The following is a 21,733-nucleotide window of genomic DNA, read 5'->3' as shown; positions in this document are numbered from 1 at the left end:
GGAATGCAGGATGATTATTTGATAATATTAAATATTCGTCAAGTTTATATGCGAGCAGATGTGCACTTTTGACAAAACTTGACGATGTTGTTTTTGGGCATTAGCTCAAAATACCCAAAACTAAAGATGCAGAAAAACTATTTCGCCCCGACTTCGCCCGTCATCAGGCGATTGAAATAGACTGTACCCTGGCCCTTGCGCAAGCCATACAACTGCGCAGGCCGATTACTACCCAGACGCCACTTGCCTGGCAACTCTTCCAGAAAGTCGCCTTCCCTGATGCGCTTGCGAAACGCGCTCTTGTCAACGAGCCGCCCGAGCAGAATCTGATACACACGCTGCAGTTCAGAAAGCGTGAATTCTTCTGGCAGCAAGTGCGCAGGCAGGGAAGTGTATTCCACCTTGTTGCGCAGGCGCTGGACTGCAACATCGAGTATCTGCGCATGATCAAAGGCCAGCTTGGGCAAGCCCTCGTCCGATTCAACCGGGCACCAGCGCACCGCATCGGCATTGCCACCATGGCTGAGCGTGATGCGGTCAGAAGAAATCAGGGCAAAATATGCAAAGGTAGTAGACCAGCCACGCGGATCACGGCTACGGCTGCCAAAACCCTGCAATTGCTCAAGATAAGGCGCTTCCACTCCAGTTTTTTCCTTGAGCTTGCGCAGGGCCGCGCCATCAAGATCGACATCATTGTGGATATCAATAAAGCCACCAGGCAAACTCCATTGCCCCTTGCAAGGATGATCACCCCGCTTGACCAGCAAGACTTGCAAGACCTGATCCCGAATCGTAAAAATCACCAGATCTACACTGGTCAAAGGAACATCGTAGTCATGAATGTTGTAGTTCCGCAGAAAATCCTTTTCGCTTTGCTTAGCAGTCGCCATGCTTGTCCCCTGAGTGTTCAATGCTCCCATTGTAAGCGATAGCTGGATTTAGTACAAATTAACAACTAACTTAGTAAAAATAGACAACAAAGTTAGTTGCATTTAACAATTAAGTATTCTATAGTGGATATAAATGGAGCACATTTCATCAATACCTCCGAAAAACCGTAGGCTTGGCTTAATCATTGACACTAAAAAGGAATAGCAGATGGCATCCAGGCCTGTTTTTTCACCAAACCTGAATGGAAAACTGTTGGTTACCACATGCAAAATTGATTTTCAATGGTTTCCAGGAATGGCGAAAGTTCAATCGCAAAAGTCTATTGCATCACTACATGAGGCAGCAAAAAAGGAATTGAATTTGAGTAAAATTCTCGACATTTCCAGCAAATCACCGGACGAACTCGGCGTAAAGCTTAGTGCATTTAATCTGATGATGAAGACAGAAAAGTATGGCCAGGAATTCAGTCTTGAATGTGCTTTTCAATCCAGTAAAGTCTTTGAACGTGGCGGTCCTTTTGTAGATTTACTCAATGCAAAATCCATTGATGCAAAACGAGACGAGAGATTAAATGAACATGGACGTCTGGTTAAATTTCGATTTTTTAATAGCGAGTGGGAATTGGAACCAAAAACAGCATTTTATGACTGGCTTTACATCAATGCTCTTCATAAAAAACCTGAACTGGCTGAACAAGTGCTAACTTATCAAGCGTTCTCAGACATTGCATTCAATCCTGAGCGTTCAATTAATTGTCAGGCTTATGCGGCGGCGCTTTATGTATCCCTATCAGCAAGAGGATTGCTTAAAGATGACATAATTCAAGATCAAAAAAAATATCTTTCAGCCCTCAGAGCACTAGACGTCGGTAATGACCGCACTTGAACTATTTATCTTACCAGAACAGGAAACGAAGAAATGCCAGGATTGATACTGGCTCAACAAAGCGAGTATAAAAATGGAACTTAATAACTACGGTGCAGGCGTATTCGGCATCAAAAATTTTATCACTGAAGAAGAATGCGAACGCATGATCTTTACCAGTGAACAAATGGGCTATGAAGAAGCCATGATACAAACTGGCACGGGCATGCGCATGTATAAGGATGTGCGCAATAATGACCGCGTCATCTTTGATGACAAACCTCTGGCTGCGGCTATCTTTGAAAGAGCAAAACTATTCCTGCCCGCGGAATTGAAGGAATGGACTTTGCTGGGTTTGAATGAACGCTTTCGTTTCTACCGCTATGAGCCTGGTCAATACTTCAAATGGCATAAGGATGGAAACTATGCTCGCACAGAAGATGAAGTCAGCTTTTTAACCATTCTGATTTATCTCAATGACGACTACACTGGCGGCAGCACTTCATTTCGCTGGGAAACCATACAGCCAGAAAAAGGCATGGCGCTGGTTTTCCCGCACATGATGCTGCACCAGGGTGCCCCTGTGGAAAGCGGCGTCAAATATGTCTTGCGTACGGATGTGATGTACAAGAAGATAGCGAATTCCCAGTAAGCGGCGTTGAGAAGCTCTCTGGGCACTTTCATTCTTTTGGTACCGGGGATTTGCAAAGTATGTTTAGTCGATACAGCATTACACTTTTTATTGGACTTGTTTTTCTTTTTCAAGCCTTGTCATTTGCCGACACAATTGAAACGGCAAATTTATCGCGCTTAAAGAGCCTGAAAGAGCAGGAATTCAAACTGCAAGAAGCTGAAGCAAAGACTTACCGTGATGAAAAAGTCAAACGCGTGGTAATGACATCAGTGCATCGCACTTTAGGCCAGACACGCGCAACGGCTGGTGATGTTGATGGCGCGATTGCAGCATTTAATCGCATGCCAGTTGAAGATGTGGCAGCGACACTGAGCGAATTCGATAGTATCAATAAAGCGAGTGTTGAAGACGCCATTGCCGCCATCGTCCGGGAAGCAAAAAAAACTCAAATAGTTATTCTGAATGAAGCGCACCATGTGCCCATGCACAGGGCTTTTGCAATGAAACTGGCGCGGGAACTAAAGAAAACAGGTTATAGCTACCTGGCATGCGAAGCCTTCAATTTGTACGACGACTTCCCTTTGCAAAAACAATACGTCAGCGAAAAAACAGGGACTCTCACCAAAGAAAGCACCTACGCCAATTTCTTGCGCGATACGATGCGGGAACAATGGCAATTTGTGAGCTATGAGCCAGTCGATGGGCCACGTGAATCAGGTATGGCGAAGAACCTGGTGCAAAAAATCTTCAGGCAAGACCCGAAAGCAAAAGTCTTTATCTATGTAGGTTATAGCCACGCCTATGAATTTCCTGTGTCTGAAACAGATGATGATAAATCCAAAATGGCGGCGCAATTAAAAAGGCTGACAGGGATCAATCCGCTGACGATAGACCAGACGGCAATGTATAACCATGTTGATTCAACACGGCAAAGCAAATTGTATATAGCTGCCCTTGGCAGGATGGCGCAGGAAAAGCCTTATGTTCTCAAATCAGCTACCCAACACTACCTGAAGCTGGGTATCGACAATAAGCTCGTCGATATGCAAGTCATTTACCCTGCATATTCCACCAGCCCCGCAACTGGCAGGGCCGGTTGGCTGGCTACGCTGGCGGGTTTTACACCCAAGGATATTCCAAAAGAATTGCTACCGGCCACAGGGCGACGCCTGATCTATGCCTTTCACAAGCAAGAACCTGCAGATGGCATGCCTGCCGATGTAGTGATGGTACAAGCAGGCAAAACGCCGCCTAAATTAATGCTGCCACCGGGCGAGTTCCGGTTTGCTTTTGAAGATTAAATCATCCCAGAGGGGTAACCAACATCAAGATTTTTTCTTAAAGTGGCCGATCGTCTTATTCCGCTCACTGAGATCAAACTGATACAGACCAAACAGGCCTTGACGAACTTTCACAGTCACTACCTCATCAATATCTTTGCAGCATCAGTAATTCCTGGCACAGTAGGGATATTCAACCACGGGAAGATTCTTGTCTTCAGGCAGCAAATTCAGGCAACTTGCATCACGGTGATATCTGGCTTCCAGCAGAGGACCACCTACCAGTTGATTAATGCGAATACCGCCTACATAGCTGGCAACGCCAAACACCAGCCCGCTCAAGATCGCCAAGCCAATGATATTGCTACGCGGCATGAATTTGCGTTTGCTTGCCTTAAACATCAATCCAGCCAATACGACTGCAAAAGTCACACCAAAAACAATATGTGGCAAAAAATAACGGAGGTTAAAGAAGGCATATTCTTCTTGTTGCAGCATCGTATCGACGAAGCTGTAGGCGATCAAAATTGCAATCCCAAACAATAATTTTTTTGTTGCGGGGTGTTTCGTCAAGTCGAAACCTGCCTCTACAAGCTGACTATTGGTAGGGTATTTCTCAAAGACTTTTAGTTCACGAAAAACTGTCAACAAGTCTGGGGAAGCATTCCCACTATTCAAATTATCGCTAGTATTTTGCAATTGCCAATCTTCAAACCTGATATTCAACAAACCTGTTCCAGATTTGGGGCGTAACTGGATAAGCTGAAAATGTTCTGCATACGTTGCATCTTTGAGTTCAGTCCAAGGTATATCTTTTTCAAAAACACCAAGAATAGCCCATCTACTCTTTGGCGGTAATTTAAAACGCACACCCGCATCGTCTATGTACAAACTGCCGGAACGATAAAAAATTTTTGCCACATCATCGAAGACGATCAGTGCTATAAGAACAAGGACAAATGCCGGAGAAAATGACGAATCTGCCAGAATGCGAATGAGCATTTCCGGTTTTAGCAACTTCTCATACAACATCCAAAGGAAAAAAACGATAAAAGGAAACACTAAAAGCGTAGCGAACAACAAACGCTTTACCCAGCTATGCTTAGCTTGCTTCTGGACGAATACATAACTAGCTGGCATGATTTATATACTGTTCTATCGTTGAAAATTTACATTCGAACCAAAAGCTTCCGTATGTGGTGGCACAGATATCTGTCTAAAAATTCTGCATTTCAAGGGCAGGCATTTGATACAAATAAAATAACAGCCAGCATCAAGACTTTTGCCTATAGCCTTGAATCGCCTGCGTATGCTCTCTGAGATCAAACTGATACAAACCAAACAGCCCCTTGCGCACCTTGACGACCAAGACTTCATCAACACTCCTACTGCACCAGTAGTCCTTGGTCATGTGGGTGTATTCAACAACAGGAAGGCTGGTATCTTCAGGTAACAAATTCTCGCAACTTGCATCGCGATGATATGTTGCTTCCAGCAATGGTCCACCTGCGAGTTGGTTGATACGAATACCAGCGACATAACTGGCAATACCAAATGCAATCCCGCCCATCACGGCCAGAACCCCGATGATCCCTGATGGTATGAAGTCACGACTACGCGCCTTTAACAAGCAATAAACCAGAATTAACGTCACTGACGAGCCTGAAATGATATGCGGCAAACAATATTCAAGATTAAAAAAAGCATAACCCTCATGCTGAAGCATCGCGTCCAGGAAACCGTATACGACCAATCCAGCCATTCCTAGCAACACCTTCTTGGTTGCAGGGTGCTTCATCAAATCAAAGTCACTTGCCTCAAGCCGACTATTCTTTGGAAATTTTTCAAAAATCCCAAGTTCACGAAAAACCTTCATGACATCGGACTCTGCATCACCGCCAGTCAAATTCCCATTCGTGTTTTGTAACTGCCAATCTTGAACTCTGATACTAAAGGGACGTGCAGCGTAATTTGGACGTAACTGAATGATCTTAAAGCTTGCCATATAGGTGGCGTCTTTCAGTTCACTCCAAAGGAGCTCTCTTTCAAGAAAACTCAGAGTTGCCAGGCCACTATCTGGTGGAAGCTTTAGGCGCACCCCGGAGTCATCAATATATAGCCTGGCAGAACGGTTAAACTTATGGATGGCAAAATTTGACACTATCATAACTACGAAGACAATGAAATGAAGCCAGGGAAATGACTGCGCAGATACGAGCTTTTTAAAATCTGCTAACTTGAGTAAATCCCAATACACCATCCAAAAAATCACTGCCAGTATGCTTAAGAAAAGCGTGGAGAGCAGTAAATACTCAATTGAGGAGTATCGGTGCTTCTTCCAGGCAAATACACGAGTTTCAGGTACATTTAGCATAATATCCATCTACTGAAATCCACATTCAAATTAGCAATGAACGCATGATGCCAGAGATAGATACTTTCCTCAAATTTAATTCATTTTTGATAACGTGAACGCAGCAATTTCATCATCGCCACATTCAATTCCCAGGCATCTGATACGACCTGATTTGTGTAAGGCAGGCTTTGCGTATAAGGTGATGGTCCAAACTCTGGTGTCAACGTGATCTGCTGTTTGCCTGACGCACGCTGCTGGCTGATGATGGCATCCCACCAGGACAGATGTTGTTTCAAGGCCGCTGCATGTTCAGGTGCGCGGAAATCATTGACTTGCGGCCCCTGACTATGGCCGACGCGGGCATGGATGTGGCGTACATGAGGGAATACTTTTTCCAGCATATGCGCCTGGTCTTCAAGCAGGGATTCACAGGCGCAGCACCAGTGTGAGAGGTCTGCATTCAAGGCCAGTTGCGAGCGCTGCTCAAGATAAGGCAAGAGCAACATGGGATGCCCACTGAAGCGACTGCGGTGGATTTCATGAACGATGGCGACACCGGTGTCAGCGGATATCTCGTCTGCCAGATCCAGCAATTCATTATTTTGCGCCTGGCTGTAAAAGTCTTTGCCAGTATGGGTATTCACGAACAGGGGTTTTGCCGCGCAGGCATTGCGCAGCAAGTCACCCAGTGCTTGCTTGTGCGCGGCAAAATCACTGTGAAAAACAGTCTCCCATTGCTGGGCGATTAGCTTAAGCCCTGCACAGTCAATTGCGCTAGTCCAGGCATCACGTTCAGCCACGTCCATGGGCAAAGACATTTCTATGCCATCAAAACCAGCTTCCAGCACCTTGCCAATAAAAACTTCACGGCTCAGGTGAGCACTGCCCCAGTGCGGGGCGAAGATCAATAATTCTAATTTCATCATGGGCTACTCAAACAAAACCACAGACAGGGAAACTGGCATCGCGCTGTATCCAGTTTTGTGGCGAATAATTGGTCGTTCCATCCGTCACATGCAGGGTGTAGGCATGGCGAGAGACTGCCGAGCGATTTGGTGCGCTGTAATGTGGCAACAGGCCATGGAAACATACCAGACTACCAGCCTTGACTTCCAGTGGAATGGCTGTGCTGTCATCTGGCCAGGGCATGCTGTCTAGTTTTTCTACTCTTACATGATCGCCTTCACGCACGAAGCGTTCACGCATGGGTGTGCGATGCCCACCTGGTTCTGCCCACAGGCAACCATTTTCCAGGGTCGCATCTTCCAGCGCAAACCAGAAGGTGGTGACGCTGACGGGATCAGTTTCAAAATAAGTCGCATCCTGGTGCCAGCGCACTTCGCCGCCTATGCCAGGTTGCTTGAAGATGTACATGGACTGATAAATCTGCGGCTTCTGCAAACCCAGTTGTTCCGCGACTTTTGCCAGCGCAGCACCGCGCGAGAATGTACTGAAAACTGGATCAAGATCATGGATGGCATGGCCTATTTTGTTGATGGACAAAGACTTGGCCTGACGCAGATTGCCTTGCTCATCAAAGGCTTCTTCTTCAAAAAAACAGCTGATGTTATTGGCAGAGTTCAAAAAGTAATGATCAACCTTCTTTTCTTGTTCTTTGGTCGTGAAGATGGTTTTAGAGGAAGCTGGATCAAATTCATCGACGATCTTGGCCGCACGCTCGCGCAAGGCGGCGATTTCATCTGCGCTTTTGAAATTTGGGACGATGACATAACCGTCTTGCTGAAACTGTGCAATTTGTTCTGTGCTGAGCATGATGACTCCTGGATGTAAATACGGGGAAGCGAAAAGCAAACACTTGTAGTGAGGTTTTAGCTTGATATGCATCAAGTGTAGCGAACTCTATTTGTAGCGCACAATACCAACAATGGTTGACAGATTGTATCCAAAATGAAGACAATGCTTGAATGGACCAGTTAAAAGCAATGGAAATTTTTGTCGAAGTAGCAAAGCAACGCAGCTTTAGCGCTGCCGGACGGCATCTGGGTATCAGCCGCGCCATGGTTAGCAAGCACATCATGCAACTGGAAGCTGAACTGGGCGCGCGCCTGTTGCACAGATCTACCCGCGAAGTCAGCCTGACCGAACTTGGCCAGGCTTACCTGGAGCCTTGCAGCGCCAGTGTGGAACATGCGCGGCAGGCACGGCTGGTGGTCAGTCAGGCGGGCAATGAGCTGGCCGGTGGCATACGCATACAGGCACCCAGCAGTTTTGGCAGCGAATGGCTGGCCGATGCCCTGGCACGCTTTACCCTGCTCCACCCCATGCTTCAGCCTACCCTGCATGTGGATGACAATCTGCTAGACCCGTTCAAGCATGGCTTTGACCTCAGCATACGGGTAGGTGGCATACCTGACAGCCCCGGCTTGCATGCACGCAGACTGGCCCCTTGCCGCGGCCTGCTCTGCGCCAGCCCGGCTTATCTGGCAAAGCATGACATGCCAGCACACCCGACAGAATTGAACCGGCACCGCTGCCTGCACTTCAGCCATCTTACCCAGGGTAATACCTGGCATTTTGAACGGGACGGTGAAACCCTGGCGGTCGATATCACACCCGGCTTTGCCTCAAACAATGGCAAGGTCTTGCACCAGGCAGCCCTGCGCGGGCTGGGGATAGTGTATGACACGACTTTTCTGGCATGGCGTGATTTACTCGAAGGTCGGCTGATCACTGTCTTGCCAGACTGGAACTTGCCTTTGAATGACTTTACCGCGCTTTACCCGGCTACCCGCAAGGTCAGCGCCAAGGTGAGGGCGCTGATTGATTTTCTGGTGGAAGAGTATCAGCCTGTGCCGGAATGGGACAAGGAGTTGATAGCAGCAAAACTGATCTGAGATTCAATCTGAGATTCAGGCAGTAATCTCTTGTACCAACTTACCCAGAGTTTTAATACCCTGCTCCATCTCCCGCCCCCAGGGTCGCCCTATATTCATGCGCAGATAATTTGCATACTTTCCAGAACCAGAAAAAAGGCTGCCAGGTGTAAACGCTATGCCTTTGGCGACTGCCTGACGCAGCAAAGCCAGGCTATCCACATGTTCAGGTAATTCCAGCCATAACCACCAGCCACCAGCGGGGCTGATGACTTGCGTACCCAGTGGAAAATAACGTGTTATGGCAGCAGTCGCCAACGGGATATTCGCCGCCAGACGTTCGCGCAATTTGCGCAAATGTGAAGGCAAGGCACCCGACTGTATAAACTCGGCCAATACCGCCTGTTCAAACAAGGGCGTGATCAAGGAGGCGCTAAGCTTTAAAGAATTGATCCTGGCCTGATAACGCCCTCCTGCGATCCAGCCTATGCGAAATGCCGGGGCCAGACTTTTGCTGCAAGAGCCGCAATAAATCACCCTGCCCTGTTTATCCCAGGCCTTGATGGCTTGTGGTCTCTCCTGCTGATGCGAAAGGTCGCCAAAAACATCGTCTTCTATCAAGGCCAGGTCATATTGTTCAGCCAGACGCAGCAGGCGCTTCTTGTTTTTCTCCGGCATGGCGCAACCCAGGGGATTCTGGAAATTGGGCATGGCGACGACGGCGCGTACTGTGCCCTGATGTTCGAGCGCATATTCCAGTGCTTCCAGGCTGATGCCCTGGCCTGGCACGCAGGGAATTTCTATGGCCTTGATGCCGAGATTTTCCAGCATTTGCAGCAAGCCAAAATACACGGGAGATTCAACGATGACGGCATCGCCCGGCTGGGCTACAGCCCGCAAGGCCACGCTCAGAGCTTCAGTACTGCCATTGGTGATGAGCAAATCGTTGGCCTGCAAATCCATGCCTGCGTTTTTCAGCCAGTGTATGAGGCTGGTTTTCAGGGCTGGCAAACCCGTGCCGCCGGGATAAACACCTATCAGCATCGGGTCTTGCCGCAGCAAGCGCTGGGCGATTTTGGCCAGGGCTTCACAGGGATACCATTCTGGCGCAGCACTGGCCAAATGCAAGCCCAGGTGCAGGGGTTGCGCCGTCAGTGAATACAGTTCAGTCATCCTGTGCTGCAGGGAAATGAGCTTGTCGTACTCAACTGCCGGTGCTGCCTGACTGCTTTTTTTCTGTGTAACTGTGCATGTCGCTTGCCTGGCTTTCCAGTCTGCGACGTACATGCCAGACTTGTTGCGCGCTTCTACCAGTCCCTGGCTTTCCAGATAACGAAAACAGCGTATCGCAGTTGAAACACTGACATTATGCGTCTCTGCAATCAGGCGCACCGATGGTAGCCGCTCCCCTACCTGATAGCGGCTGGCCCGGATATCTGCACCGATGGCGTCGGCCAGTTGCCTGTAACTGTGCTGCATAACAGATATCTTGAATGTGAATCTGTATAGCATAAGACAGATCAACACTGTAAGTAAATGCCAGCCTGCACTGAACTAGACTAGGCGCATGAATACACCACACTCTACCCCTCTCCTTGCCCCGGAAAATGCCATCAAGCCGGGTTTTGCCGCCACAGCGGCTGATTTTTTTCCTACCGTGCTGGCCGGGTTAATTGCCGTCCTGATCTCGTATGCCGGGCCCATGCTGCTGGTCTTGCAGGCAGCACAAAGCGCAAAACTCACGACTGCGCAGACCAGTTCATGGATATGGGCGATTTCCATAGGGTCTGGTCTGGTGGGTGTCTGGATGAGCTGGCGGCACAAGATACCGGTGATCTGTGCCTGGAACACGCCGGGTGCCGCCTTGCTAGTGACTGGTCTGGCCACTGTGCCTTATCACCAGGCCATAGGTGCCTACCTGGTCGCGGCGGCAGCGATATGGCTGATAGGCGTTACCGGAATCTTTGAAAAACTGATGGGAAAAATACCCAGGAGCCTGTGTGCGGCTATGCTGGCGGGTATCCTGTTTCGCTTTGGCGTCGATGTATTTGCCAATGCCCGCAGCGAGGTGGCAGGTGCACCCTGGCTGGTGACTGCCATGTTTGCGGCTTACCTGATATTCAAGCGCCGCAGCGCCCGCTATGCCATCGTCCTGACCTTGCTGAGTGGTGTCATGCTCTGGAGTGTTCTGGGCTGGGGTGACAGCAATCAGGGTCAGGCTATTGCGGTGCAACTGGGTTTGACGATGCCGGTCTGGACAGCGCCTGAATTTTCTTTAAGCGCCATCATCAGTCTGGGCTTGCCATTGGCGCTGTTATGCCTGACTGGCCAGCAAGTACCGGGCGTGGCTGTCATGCGCGCTGCGGGTTACGAACAGGCGCCAACCAGCAAGCTGGTCAGTGCTACCGGTTTTGTCAGTATATTGCTGGCACCATTTGGCTCACATGGTGTCAACCTGGCGGCGATTACTGCAGCGATTTGCACAGGCCCAGAAGCGCACCAGCAACCAGAAAAACGCTGGGTTGCCGGTGTAGCCTGCGGTGGATTTTATTTATTGATAGGTAGCTTTGCAGGTTCCCTGACTGCCCTGTTCCTGCATTTGCCACATGCACTGGTCACCACGGTGGCTGGTCTGGCGCTGCTGGGTGCAATTCAGAATGGACTGGTGAATGCGATGCAGGAAACGACGGAACGTGAAGCTGCACTGATCACCTTTATCGTCACGGCATCGAATATCAGTTTGCTGGGCCTGGGTTCTGCCTGCTGGGGCATAGTCCTGGGCGTTATCAGCTATTACCTGCTGCGGGTAAAGTCCAAATAAGGCACCGGACTTATTCGCTACACTTATTCGCTGAACTTACTGACAAAGGTCGCAACACCATCCCAGTCAGCAGCTAGCGGGTTTTGCCGGTAGTGAGCAATTCGCTCAAGAAAGACCTGGGCAGCCAGGTCTTCTGCACGGACTTCAAGATATGATCGGAAAGATTTTTCGGCAACATCCCAATGCTGCGTGCGGAAATCATCGAGTGCCTGGTGCCAGAGTTCCAGCATGGCAGACTGTGCATCGTCTAAGCCCGTAGCGATGGCAATAGGTTCAAAAATGGAGATGGGCCTGGTCTTGCCTTTGACCCTGACCCTGTCCAGTTCACGATAAGCAAATTCTGGTGCAGCAGTTTTTGTCGCCTCACCAACCACGATGCCTACCCCATAAGCCTTGGTAATTCCTTCCAGGCGTGAAGACAGGTTCACCGCATCACCCATAACGGTATAAGCCAGCCTGATCTTGGAACCCATGTCACCGACGCGCACTTCACCGGTATTCAAGCCCACTCCTATCTTCAGCGCTGGCCAGCCGCGCTTGACAAAGTCTGCACTCAGGCCTTGCGCGATGGTCTGCATTTTCAATGCGCTGGCCACGGCAAGCCTTGCATGGTCGTCCAGACGCACGGGTGCACCCCAAAAAGCCATGACGCAGTCACCTATGTATTTATCGAGCGTGCCGCGATTGCCGCGTATTTCTTCTGACATCGCGGTCAGGTAGATGTTGATATATTCTCGCAAGTCCGCAGCACTCATGCTTTCGGAAATAGTCGTGAAACCACGCACGTCGGAGAACATCACAGTCAGCTCACGAATTTCACCTTCCATGGTATAGCTGTCAGGCTCCTCTGCCATGACGGCAACCAGTTCAGGTGCGACATATTCACCGAAACGTCTGACCACACCGCGCAGTTTTCTGGATTCAACCAGATAACCCCATGCGAGGTTAAAGACGAACAAGGCAGATATCAACAACAGTGCAGACGCGAGTGGCAGTACCAGATTAAAGGACTGGTACATCCAGTAATTGAAACTAATAACAGCGATATAAGTGAGCGAAGTAAAGAAGATGGCCGCCAGCGCCTTGAATCTGGTCAATGCAAATGTCAACAGCAATCCCAATAAGATAATCTGCATCACTTCAAATGCACGGCTGGTATCCGGTCGCTGTTTGAAGTCACCGTCGAGTATCGAAGCAATCACATTGGCATGCATCTCCACTCCGGGAAAATCCAGGCCCACAGGTGCTGTACGCAAATCCTTCAAACCTGCAGATGTCGTACCTATCAGGATAATTTTATTCGCCAGCTTGTTTTCGGGCAGATTTTTCTTTAGCACATCGGCGGCGGACACATAGACAAAGCCACCACCGCGCGGGCCACCCTTGCTCTTGTACTGTATCAATGCAGTTAGCAGAGGCTCTAAAGGAACGGTGAGATTAGGAGAAGAATTGAGTTTGATTGCTTCGATACTGCCATATTCATTCAAATAACTTTGGGAATTCACACCATCCGACTGCAGGAAAACTGGTTTCACTTTACTGGCATTGAGTGCGACTCTGGCTGTGGCCAGGGAAAGCGATTCGTAGTAGCCGGTTCCGAATTTTGCCAGCAAAGGTATACGACGAATGACACCATCAGAATCAGGAGACGGATTAAAGAAGCCACCTGCGATAGCCGCTCTTTGCAGGACAGGAAGATTGCTTGTGTACTTGGTATACAGAGCTGATTCAAGGTGGCGGCCACCAAGCTCTGCATCGGTAAAGGCCGGATTGGGCAATAAGCCTTTGGAGAGATCATCAAGCTCATTTGACAAAGCGAAACCAAGTACGATGGGGCGTCCATTCAAAGTTTTCGCCAAACGATCATCGAAATTCAGTTGCGTCCTAAGACCGCCCATTTGATTCAGAAAGTGTTGATCATCTTTTAGTTCCTTCTTTGCCAGGTCTTCCAAAACATCCAGCCCGGAACTGCCATCAGGTTCAGGAAAAACGGCGTCTACGCCCACGGCCCTGACATGATAATCATCTGTCAGTCTTTCCAACAAACTTGCCAGAGTGTTGCGCTTCCATGGCCATTGCCCATATTCCTTGAGGCTTTTTTCATCAATATTGACGATGACGATGTCATTGTTGAGCCTGGTAGGCTGCACACGCATGCGCATGTCATAGATAAAATTATCGACTCTGTCGACCAGGGTCACGGGGAAGATGGCATTTGCCTGCAACACCGCGACAAAGGTCAAGGCCAGACAGGCCAGCCAACGCACCATTTTATTGAGATGCCTACGCAAGTTACCTCCCATATGACTTTTGTATCAAGCGCAGATATTGATGAAGCTAATTCCCGTCAGAAGCAAGCGCGAGTTAGCTCAAGTATCGCTACGCCTTGTAACCTGGCACCTTGCTCAGATCGACATCATCAATCTGACTCTTGTCCATGAATCGCTCGGCATAAGTCAGATAAACTTTTTTCCTGACGAAGATATTGAACAAGTCTGGATCAATATGGCCATTCAGTGCAAAGCTGCCCAGGATGTGCAGTGATTCTGTCAGGGTCTTGCCATCCTTGTAAGGGCGGTCTTTTGCAGTCAGCGCTTCAAAGATGTCGGCTATCGCCATGATCTTGGCTTGCACAGACATTTGCTCACCGCGCAGGCCACGTGGGTAACCTTTTCCGTCCATACGTTCATGATGGCCGCCAGCGTATTCAGGCACATTCTGCAAATGCTTGGGCCAGGGCAAGGCTTCCAGCATCTTGATGGTGGTGGAAATATGGTTATTGATGATAGCGCGCTCTTGCGCATTCAGAGTACCTGCGCGCACTGACAGGTTTTCGACCTCATTCGCACTCAGGAAAGGCTGCACGTCACCATCAGCATCGGTCCATTGCCATGTAGCGATATCGGCCACGCGCTGCAAGTCTTCCGGGCTGGTTCTTTCTGAACCTATATTCAATTTGCGTAAAAAATTTCTGGCATCTTCAATTTTAGCCAACTCTGCCTGCAAGCCTTGCTCCAGTTCGGCGATCAGATTTTCATTGTTGATGCTGGCCTGGTATAAAGCGCACTTACTCTTCCAAACCCTGATCTCTGCATCTCGCTTCAGAACTTCAAAACGGGTATCGAGCAATTGTATCCGGTCAAAAATGGTTTCCAGCTTGGTGGATTTTTCTACGACATGCACAGGGGTCGAAATCTTGCCGCAGTCATGCAGGATGCCAGCCATCCACAATTCCTTGCGGTCTTTGTCGGTCATGGAAAAATGGGCGAGCGGTCCTTCACGGGTTTCATGCACTGCATTGGCCAGCAACATGGTCAGTTCTGGCACATGCTGGCAATGCCTGCCAGTGTGTGGTGATTTTTCATCGATGCCAATATTGATCAAATGTACCAGCGAGACGAACAGGTTTTCAAGTTGCGATATCAATTGCTGGTTGGTCAGGGCGATGGCAGCCTGTGAAGCCAGTGCTTCGATGAATCGCTGGTCAGTTTCGCTAAACGGGCGGGGCTCACCATTTTCTGGGTCGGTAGCATTGATGAGTTGCAGCACACCTATCAGCTCCCCTTCATGATCATGCATGGGCACGGTCAGCAGGGATTTGGTCTTGTAATTAAATTGCTGGTCAAAATTGCGGGTGCCGGAAAAATTAAATACACCGACGGTATATACATCCTGGATATTCACGGACAGTTTGTAGTTGGCAGCATATGCTGCCACTGCATTCAAATTCTTATTGCCGTTCGTGTCGATCAGGGGAATATTGGGTATATCAACTGTCTGCCCCTTGACCCCACCCTGGTACATATTCAGGGTGTCATTCAAAGAGATATTGAAGCACAGGCTTTGTTTGTCATGGCTAGTGCGGTATAAAGTGCCACCGTCGGCATAAGTAATACTTTTTGCCGAACGCAGTATGTTTTCCAGCAATAAAGGTGTGTCGTGATTATTGCTCAGTTCCAGACTAAGCTCGGTCAGCTTTTCCAGTCTTTGTGCAATTTCGCTACTGCTTAGTGCAGTCATAGTCACCTTCTCCAGATCGTTCCAAATATATGCTAAGCCGCCTCGTTTCATCACTGCGCCAGTTTGCGTGCGCAACATGAACAGTGTATGACTTCAGATGCTGAATTTCAAAATTTGAACTGCTCACCCGTTTGCAGGGCTTTAAAAATCCTGTACTTGCTCTGCCCCAGTTCCGCCATGATTTGCGCTTCTTGCCCTGGTTTCAGATGATAGATGAAAAACCCGACATGAGCCGGCACGGTGGCTATGTCATCCATCAATGAAGCCGGACAAAAGTGCTTGGAAATCAAGGCCAGCTCTGCCTCTGCATTGGGGAAGGAGCAATCAACAATAACCATGTCCAGACCAGGCTGCCTGCCAATGTCTTGCCATAATGCTGGCGTGCTTGCCATGTCACCAGTGAACAAGAAACCCCTGCCTCCTGCCCGTACCCAGTAGCCAACAGAACCAGGAGTGTGATTCACTGCATGCGAAGTAATCGTTCTGCTGCCCAATGTCAGGCTGCTACCTGCTGGCATTTCATGATATTGCATGGACGGCTGCTCTGCATTGGGCAAGGTATTGAAATCTGGCCAGATGATCCAGTTGAACACATGTGTCTTCAAGGCATGCAAGACTTCTGCCGTGGCATGTACCGTGACAGGTTTGCTGCGCTTGCCAAACACTGCATCCATGAGCAAAGCCAGGCCCGCAACATGGTCGAGATGACTATGGCTGATAAAAACGTGATCTATAGACGCTAATTGCTCCAGGCTGAGCAGCGACAAGCCTGTGCCTGCGTCCAGCAGGACATCGTCATCAATTAACATGCTGGTTGTGTAGGGTCCGCTACCACCGATGCCGCCTGCACAACCAAGAATTTGTAAGTTCATAAATACAGAAATAGTGCGCCGCTGAAAAGCCAGGGCTTTGTTATCTTTAGATCAATACCTTGCAGGCATAAATCTCAGGACTAGCTTACCATTTTCTCCAGAAACACGAGCCTTCTTCGCATGCATGTCTCCTGAAGATAGGCTAAATTGCAGCTTTGCGCTATAAAGAGTTGACTATCTGGTCAGACATTCAATTTCCATGATACATTTTTGTAAAAATTGACTCAAGAGAACACTAATTTACAGTATCTTGCAATCACTCCACCGCTTTAGTTGAGAATAAGCTGATAATTACTGTGTGAGACACGCAACGGCTCAAGGAAAAAGAATCGTGGTAACTGCTCAAGTCGCAAATTCTTCCAAAGAAAACCTCGATCACAGGCTGCAATTTTTTAAAAACTTGCAAGCCTTGACGAATAAAATCCATGGTGCCGATGCATTGGACCAGATCATGTTGGACGTCTCGCCGGACATTTGCAATCTGTTCGAATGTGACCGCCTGACTATCTACGTGGTCGCTCAAGATAAAATCACTCTGATTTCCAAAATCAAGACTGGTCTGAACTCGTTCAAAGACTTGCGCTTATCGATTTCTGACCAAAGTATTGCTGGCCATGTCGCCCTGACCAAGACCATGATCAGCCTGCACGACGTCTATGATGATGAAGAGTTGCGCTCGCACTCCCCCACCTTGAAGTTCCAGCGGGCGGTCGATCAGCGCACTGGATACCGCACCAAGCAAATGCTGGTAGCGCCGATCATTGATGCGCACAGCAAGGAATTGCTGGGTGTCGTTCAATTTATCAATCATCGCCTCGGCAATGCCTTTAATGCCATCGCTGCGGAAGGTGTACAAGCCCTGTGCGAAACCCTTGCTGTTGCGTTTTCACAAAAAAGCAAGGTGTTGCCTACCAACACTCCACGCACCAAATTTGATTTCCTGGTCTCCGAAGCCATACTCTCTGCTCCTGAACTGGAACTGGCTGTCCGCTCGGCACGCCGCAATCTGCTGGACCTGGAAGATGTGTTGATAGATGAATTCAAGGTACAGCGCAGCATACTTGGACAAGCCTTGTCCAAGTATTTCAATGTGCCATATGAAGAATATAAGCCTGAGCGCATCATCCCGATTGACCTGGTCAAAAGACTTAAGCGCCAATATGTGGAACAAAATTCCTGGCTGCCCATCATGGAAGACCAGAATGGATTGACAGTCTTGGCGATAGACCCGGAACATACCAATACCACCCATGTCGTCAACCATGTCTTTGCCACTTCAAAAATCCATTACCGGGTCACCACCAAGAAAGAATTCCGCCAGACCATAGATCAGTTCTTTGGTAGTGCCAGCGACGGCGGTTCTGTCGATGAACTGCTGTCTGGCATGGAAGACGAAGATGAAGAACATGCTGGCCAGGCCGTCGTCGAGGTATCGGCTGCGGTTGAAAACGAGTTGGTCAAACTGATCAACAAAATCATCATCGACGCCTATCAGCAAGGTGCTTCTGACATCCATATAGAACCGCGACCAGGCAAAGAGAAAACCCTGATACGTTTCCGCAAGGATGGTACCTTGTCGCCCTACATCGAAATACCGGCAAGTTACCGCAGCGCGCTGCTGGCACGTATCAAGATTATGTGTGACCTGGATATTTCTGAACGCCGCAAACCCCAGGATGGCAAGATCAAGTTCAAGAAATATGGGCCCTTTGATATAGAGCTGCGTGTTGCCACCATCCCCTCTTCGGGCGGCATGGAAGATGTCGTTATGCGTATTCTGGCAGCAGGTGAACCTATTCCCATCGATAAACTGGGTGTGTTGCCCTACAACCTGGAACGCCTGAAAAATGTGGTCAGCAAACCCTATGGCCTGTTCTTTGTCTGCGGCCCTACTGGTTCAGGCAAGACCACCACCCTGCACTCAGTATTAAGCCATTTAAACACGCCAGAGACCAAGATCTGGACGGCAGAAGATCCGGTGGAAATCACCCAGAAAGGTTTGCGCCAGGTACAGGTCAACCGCAAGGCTGGCATGGACTTTGCCACTGTCATGCGGGCGTTTTTGAGGGCTGACCCTGACATCATCATGGTCGGTGAAATGCGCGACAAGGAAACAGTGTCTATCGGTCTGGAAGCTTCACTGACAGGTCACTTGGTGTTCGCCACCCTGCATACCAATAGCGCGCCAGAATCCATCGTCCGCTTGCTCGACATGGGTATGGACCCTTTCAATTTTGCGGATGCCTTGCTCGGCATCCTGGCCCAACGCCTGACCAAGCGTCTGTGTGGCAAATGCAAACTGGTCTACCATCCTGAGAAAGAAGAAATGGTAGCTTTGCTGGACGAATACTGCCAGGAATTGCTGAATACCGAGCTGTTTCTCAAAAACCCGGTGGAAGCCAAGAAAAAAGTGTTCACAACCTGGCAAAGCCAGTACGCAGACAACACTGGTAAATTCACTCTATACAAAGCGGTAGGCTGTGAACATTGCTCGAAAGGCTATAAAGGCCGGGTCGGTTTACATGAACTCATGGTTGCCAATGACACCATCAAAAAACTCATACAAGACCATGCCCGCGTTTCCGAACTGCTGACTGCCGCGCTGGCAGATGGCATGCTGACCCTGAAAATGGATGGCATAGAAAAAGTCTTGTCGGGGATTACGGATATGAAGCAAATCAGAATAGTCTGCATAAAATAGCATTTCGAAAATTCAGCTAGAATCCTGGTATTTTCTGTACTGTCACGGAGATACGACTCCATGGCAGGATTTTTTTGAAAGCAAACATGAAATATCTGCACACCATGGTGCGCGTCACCGATCTTGAGGCTTCCCTGCGTTTTTACCGAGATGCACTTGGACTGGAACTGGTACACCAGAAAGAATATCCCAAAGGCCGGTTTACCCTGGTGTATCTGGCAGCACCAGGCGACCATGATGCTCAGGTAGAGCTGACCTATAACTGGGATCCAGAAGAATATACCGGCGGCCGCAATTTTGGCCACCTGGCTTACCGCGTCGAAAACATCTACCAGTTATGCCAACGCCTGGCTGATCACGGTGTCACTATCAACCGCCCGCCACGCGATGGGCACATGGCCTTCGTGCGTTCACCCGACAATGTCTCGATAGAATTGCTGCAGCAGGGTGAGCCGCTGGCACCTGCTGAGCCCTGGGCCTCAATGCCAAACACAGGTAGCTGGTAATCAGCCTGTGCATAAAAAAAACGCAGACCCTGGTCTGCGTTTTTTGATTCAATTCTGGTGATCAGAGCGGCGCGCTTCTTTATTCATGGCACGTATCAATACAACCATGGTCACTACGATGACGACTGAAACAACACCCAAAATTCCTGTCCACATAGGCGCATCCTGAATTGATTTAAGAAGTTTCTTTATATCAAGCAAGATTCTTTGCGTCAACTTTGACAATATGCTTTCGAGGAGTTTTAACTATTTCTTTCAATCACTTTACAGCCTTACACATGTCCATGCCTGCGAAAATAAGCAATCAGGCCGCTAGTCGATGTGTCCAAATGCGAATCATAATCCTGGTTACCTAAAATCGCTGGCAAGAGGCGGTTAGCCAGTTGCTTGCCCAGCTCCACACCCCACTGGTCAAATGAGTTGATACCCCAGATCACGCCCTGTACAAACACTTTGTGTTCATATAAAGCCAGCAACATGCCTAACTGAAAAGGATCCAGACTGGGCATGAGTATGGTGGTGGATGGCTGATTGCCCGCAAAGACCTTGTGCGGCAATAGTTTGCCGATATGCACATCACTGAGGCCTGCTTGCGACAATTCGTCACGCGCCTGCGCCTCAGTCTTGCCAAAGGCCAGGGCCGCACTCTGGGCCAGGCAGTTTGCCAGCAGAGGTGCCTGGTGACCTGGCAAGGGATAATCACTGGAAGCTGCCACCACAAAATCGCAGGGGATGAGCCAGCCGCCCTGGTGCAGGAGCTGAAAGAAGGCATGCTGGCCATTCACACCTATCTCCCCCCAGACAATGGGATTGGCGCGGCAAGTGAGGGCTTCACCATCACGACCTACAGTCTTGCCATTCGATTCCATCTCCAACTGTTGTAAAAAGGCAGGCAGATGGCGTATCGATTCGTTATACGGCAAGATGGCCGTGGTTTCTGCCCCGAGAAAATTGGTATTCCAGATCGAGATCAGGGCCAGCAGTACCGGCAAGTTTTTTTCCAGCGGCGCGTTGCAGAAATGCTTGTCCATGGTTTCAGCACCGGCCAGCAGACGCTCAAAACCATTCATGCCTATCGCCAGGGCAACCGACAGACCAACCGCTGACCATAGCGAATAACGACCGCCTACCCAGTCCCAGATTTCCAGAATATTCGCGTCAGGGATGCCGAATTCATGTGCTTTGCCAGGGCTGGAAGTGACTGCAATGAAATGCTTGCTGATGGCCCACTCTTCCATCGCCGCTGCCATCAGCCAGGTACGCGCAGTCTGGGCATTGATGCTGGTTTCTTGCGTAGTAAAAGTTTTTGAGGCAACGATGAACAAGGTAGTGCGCGGGTCCAGCTTTTCCAGCAAGGGGGCCAGGTGGGCACTATCGAGGTTCGAGACATAGTAAAAGGCCAGACCAGGATGCTGGAAGGCCGACAGGGCACGCGTCGCCAGCTTGGGGCCAAGGTCTGAGCCACCTATGCCTATGTTGACCACAGTCTGTATCGCATCACCCTTGAAGCCGCGCCACAAGCCACTGCGTACCCGTTCGACGATGTCACGCATCTGTTTGCGCACTGCCCTGACTTTGGGCATGACATCTTCTGCTTCGTTCGGGAAGGGCGTGAAATCGGTATGTCGCAATGCTGTATGCAAGACGGCGCGGTCTTCACTAATATTGATTTTTTCACCAGCAAACATGCGATCACGCCAGCTTTCCACTTTGGACAGACGCGCCAGGGACATCAGGCTATCCAGCGTTGGCTGGTCTATGCGCTGTTTGGAATAATCCACCAGCAAGCCATCCAGCTCTACCGAAAAATGCCTGAACCTGTCACTATCGGCTGCAAACAAATCACGCAGGTGCTGCTGTTCCAATCTTTGCTGATGAGCCAGCAGAGCTCTCCATTCGGGGGTTAGGGTAATGTTCATATTCTGTCCATGTGGTAATTCTATTACCGCTGATT

At 49.2% G+C, this 21,733-nt stretch carries 17 protein-coding genes; 7 read left to right on the top strand and 10 right to left on the bottom strand.

The annotated features are described in order from the left end of the window. Positions 1-137: 137 nt before the first annotated feature. Entirely contained in the window at positions 138-890 is a 753-nt protein-coding gene (locus Q8K39_RS07095) for an NUDIX domain-containing protein (protein WP_305258999.1), read from the bottom strand. Positions 891-1,098: 208 nt separating this feature from the next. Here Q8K39_RS07095 and Q8K39_RS07090 point away from each other — a divergent pair, with 208 nt between their 5' ends. The 3 genes from Q8K39_RS07090 to Q8K39_RS07080 all read left to right on the top strand — a co-directional run bounded on the left by Q8K39_RS07090 (position 1,099) and on the right by Q8K39_RS07080 (position 3,690). Continuing rightward, positions 1,099-1,776 (top strand): hypothetical protein, encoded by a 678-nt coding sequence (locus Q8K39_RS07090; protein ID WP_305258998.1) that lies wholly within the window; start codon positions 1,099-1,101, stop codon positions 1,774-1,776. A gap of 73 nt (positions 1,777-1,849) precedes the next feature. Next, positions 1,850-2,407: a 2OG-Fe(II) oxygenase gene (locus Q8K39_RS07085; RefSeq protein ID WP_305258997.1), complete on the top strand. Its 558-nt coding sequence runs from the start codon at positions 1,850-1,852 to the stop codon at positions 2,405-2,407. Between the two features lie 116 nt (positions 2,408-2,523). After that, entirely contained in the window at positions 2,524-3,690 is a 1,167-nt protein-coding gene (locus Q8K39_RS07080; RefSeq protein ID WP_305258996.1) for a hypothetical protein, read from the top strand. 144 nt (positions 3,691-3,834) lie between these two features. Here Q8K39_RS07080 and Q8K39_RS07075 read toward each other — a convergent pair whose 3' ends face one another. The 4 genes from Q8K39_RS07075 to Q8K39_RS07060 all read right to left on the bottom strand — a co-directional run bounded on the left by Q8K39_RS07075 (position 3,835) and on the right by Q8K39_RS07060 (position 7,798). Beyond that, on the bottom strand, positions 3,835-4,809 hold the full coding sequence (locus Q8K39_RS07075; RefSeq protein ID WP_305258994.1) for a hypothetical protein: 975 nt from the start codon (positions 4,807-4,809) through the stop codon (positions 3,835-3,837). A gap of 133 nt (positions 4,810-4,942) precedes the next feature. Then, on the bottom strand, positions 4,943-6,052 hold the full coding sequence (locus Q8K39_RS07070) for a hypothetical protein (RefSeq protein WP_305258992.1): 1,110 nt from the start codon (positions 6,050-6,052) through the stop codon (positions 4,943-4,945). Between the two features lie 71 nt (positions 6,053-6,123). Further along, entirely contained in the window at positions 6,124-6,951 is an 828-nt protein-coding gene (locus Q8K39_RS07065; RefSeq protein ID WP_305258990.1) for a sugar phosphate isomerase/epimerase, read from the bottom strand. A gap of 7 nt (positions 6,952-6,958) precedes the next feature. After that, complete coding sequence (locus tag Q8K39_RS07060) at positions 6,959-7,798, bottom strand: phytanoyl-CoA dioxygenase family protein (protein WP_305258989.1); 840 nt, start codon at positions 7,796-7,798, stop codon at positions 6,959-6,961. Positions 7,799-7,950: 152 nt separating this feature from the next. On the opposite strand from Q8K39_RS07060, the gene Q8K39_RS07055 reads away from it, so the two are divergent. Next, the gene (locus Q8K39_RS07055) at positions 7,951-8,880 is read left to right on the top strand and encodes a LysR family transcriptional regulator (RefSeq protein WP_305258987.1); all 930 of its coding nucleotides are present in this window, start codon (positions 7,951-7,953) and stop codon (positions 8,878-8,880) included. Between the two features lie 15 nt (positions 8,881-8,895). Here the strand turns inward: Q8K39_RS07055 and Q8K39_RS07050 are convergent, their stop codons facing one another. Then, a complete protein-coding gene (locus Q8K39_RS07050) occupies positions 8,896-10,338 on the bottom strand; it encodes a PLP-dependent aminotransferase family protein (RefSeq protein ID WP_305258985.1) in 1,443 nt (480 codons plus the stop codon). An 88-nt stretch (positions 10,339-10,426) separates the two neighbouring features. Here Q8K39_RS07050 and Q8K39_RS07045 point away from each other — a divergent pair, with 88 nt between their 5' ends. Beyond that, positions 10,427-11,680: a benzoate/H(+) symporter BenE family transporter gene (locus Q8K39_RS07045; protein ID WP_305258983.1), complete on the top strand. Its 1,254-nt coding sequence runs from the start codon at positions 10,427-10,429 to the stop codon at positions 11,678-11,680. 23 nt (positions 11,681-11,703) lie between these two features. Here the strand turns inward: Q8K39_RS07045 and Q8K39_RS07040 are convergent, their stop codons facing one another. From Q8K39_RS07040 to Q8K39_RS07030, 3 genes are all read right to left on the bottom strand, one after another. Beyond that, positions 11,704-13,971, bottom strand: coding sequence for a CHASE2 domain-containing protein (locus Q8K39_RS07040; RefSeq protein WP_305258981.1), 2,268 nt, complete (start codon positions 13,969-13,971; stop codon positions 11,704-11,706). 88 nt (positions 13,972-14,059) lie between these two features. Beyond that, positions 14,060-15,700, bottom strand: a complete 1,641-nt coding sequence (locus Q8K39_RS07035; protein WP_305258979.1) for an HD family phosphohydrolase — start codon at positions 15,698-15,700, stop codon at positions 14,060-14,062. A gap of 107 nt (positions 15,701-15,807) precedes the next feature. Next, positions 15,808-16,572 carry a 3',5'-cyclic-nucleotide phosphodiesterase gene (locus tag Q8K39_RS07030; RefSeq protein ID WP_305258977.1) on the bottom strand — a complete coding sequence of 255 codons (765 nt, stop codon included), beginning with the start codon at positions 16,570-16,572 and terminating at the stop codon, positions 15,808-15,810. Positions 16,573-16,903: 331 nt separating this feature from the next. Between Q8K39_RS07030 and Q8K39_RS07025 the strand changes: the two genes are divergently transcribed. Both Q8K39_RS07025 and Q8K39_RS07020 read left to right on the top strand, forming a co-directional pair. Beyond that, entirely contained in the window at positions 16,904-19,273 is a 2,370-nt protein-coding gene (locus tag Q8K39_RS07025) for an ATPase, T2SS/T4P/T4SS family (RefSeq protein ID WP_305258974.1), read from the top strand. A gap of 86 nt (positions 19,274-19,359) precedes the next feature. Then, a complete protein-coding gene (locus Q8K39_RS07020; protein WP_186952238.1) occupies positions 19,360-19,779 on the top strand; it encodes a VOC family protein in 420 nt (139 codons plus the stop codon). A 272-nt stretch (positions 19,780-20,051) separates the two neighbouring features. Here Q8K39_RS07020 and pgi read toward each other — a convergent pair whose 3' ends face one another. Next, complete coding sequence (gene pgi / locus Q8K39_RS07015; RefSeq protein WP_305258970.1) at positions 20,052-21,698, bottom strand: glucose-6-phosphate isomerase; 1,647 nt, start codon at positions 21,696-21,698, stop codon at positions 20,052-20,054. Positions 21,699-21,733: the final 35 nt, after the last annotated feature.

Source organism: Undibacterium sp. (assembly GCF_030683615.1).
Classification (GTDB): domain Bacteria; phylum Pseudomonadota; class Gammaproteobacteria; order Burkholderiales; family Burkholderiaceae_D; genus Undibacterium; species Undibacterium umbellatum.
This window is presented reverse-complemented; position numbering and strand designations above follow the sequence as displayed.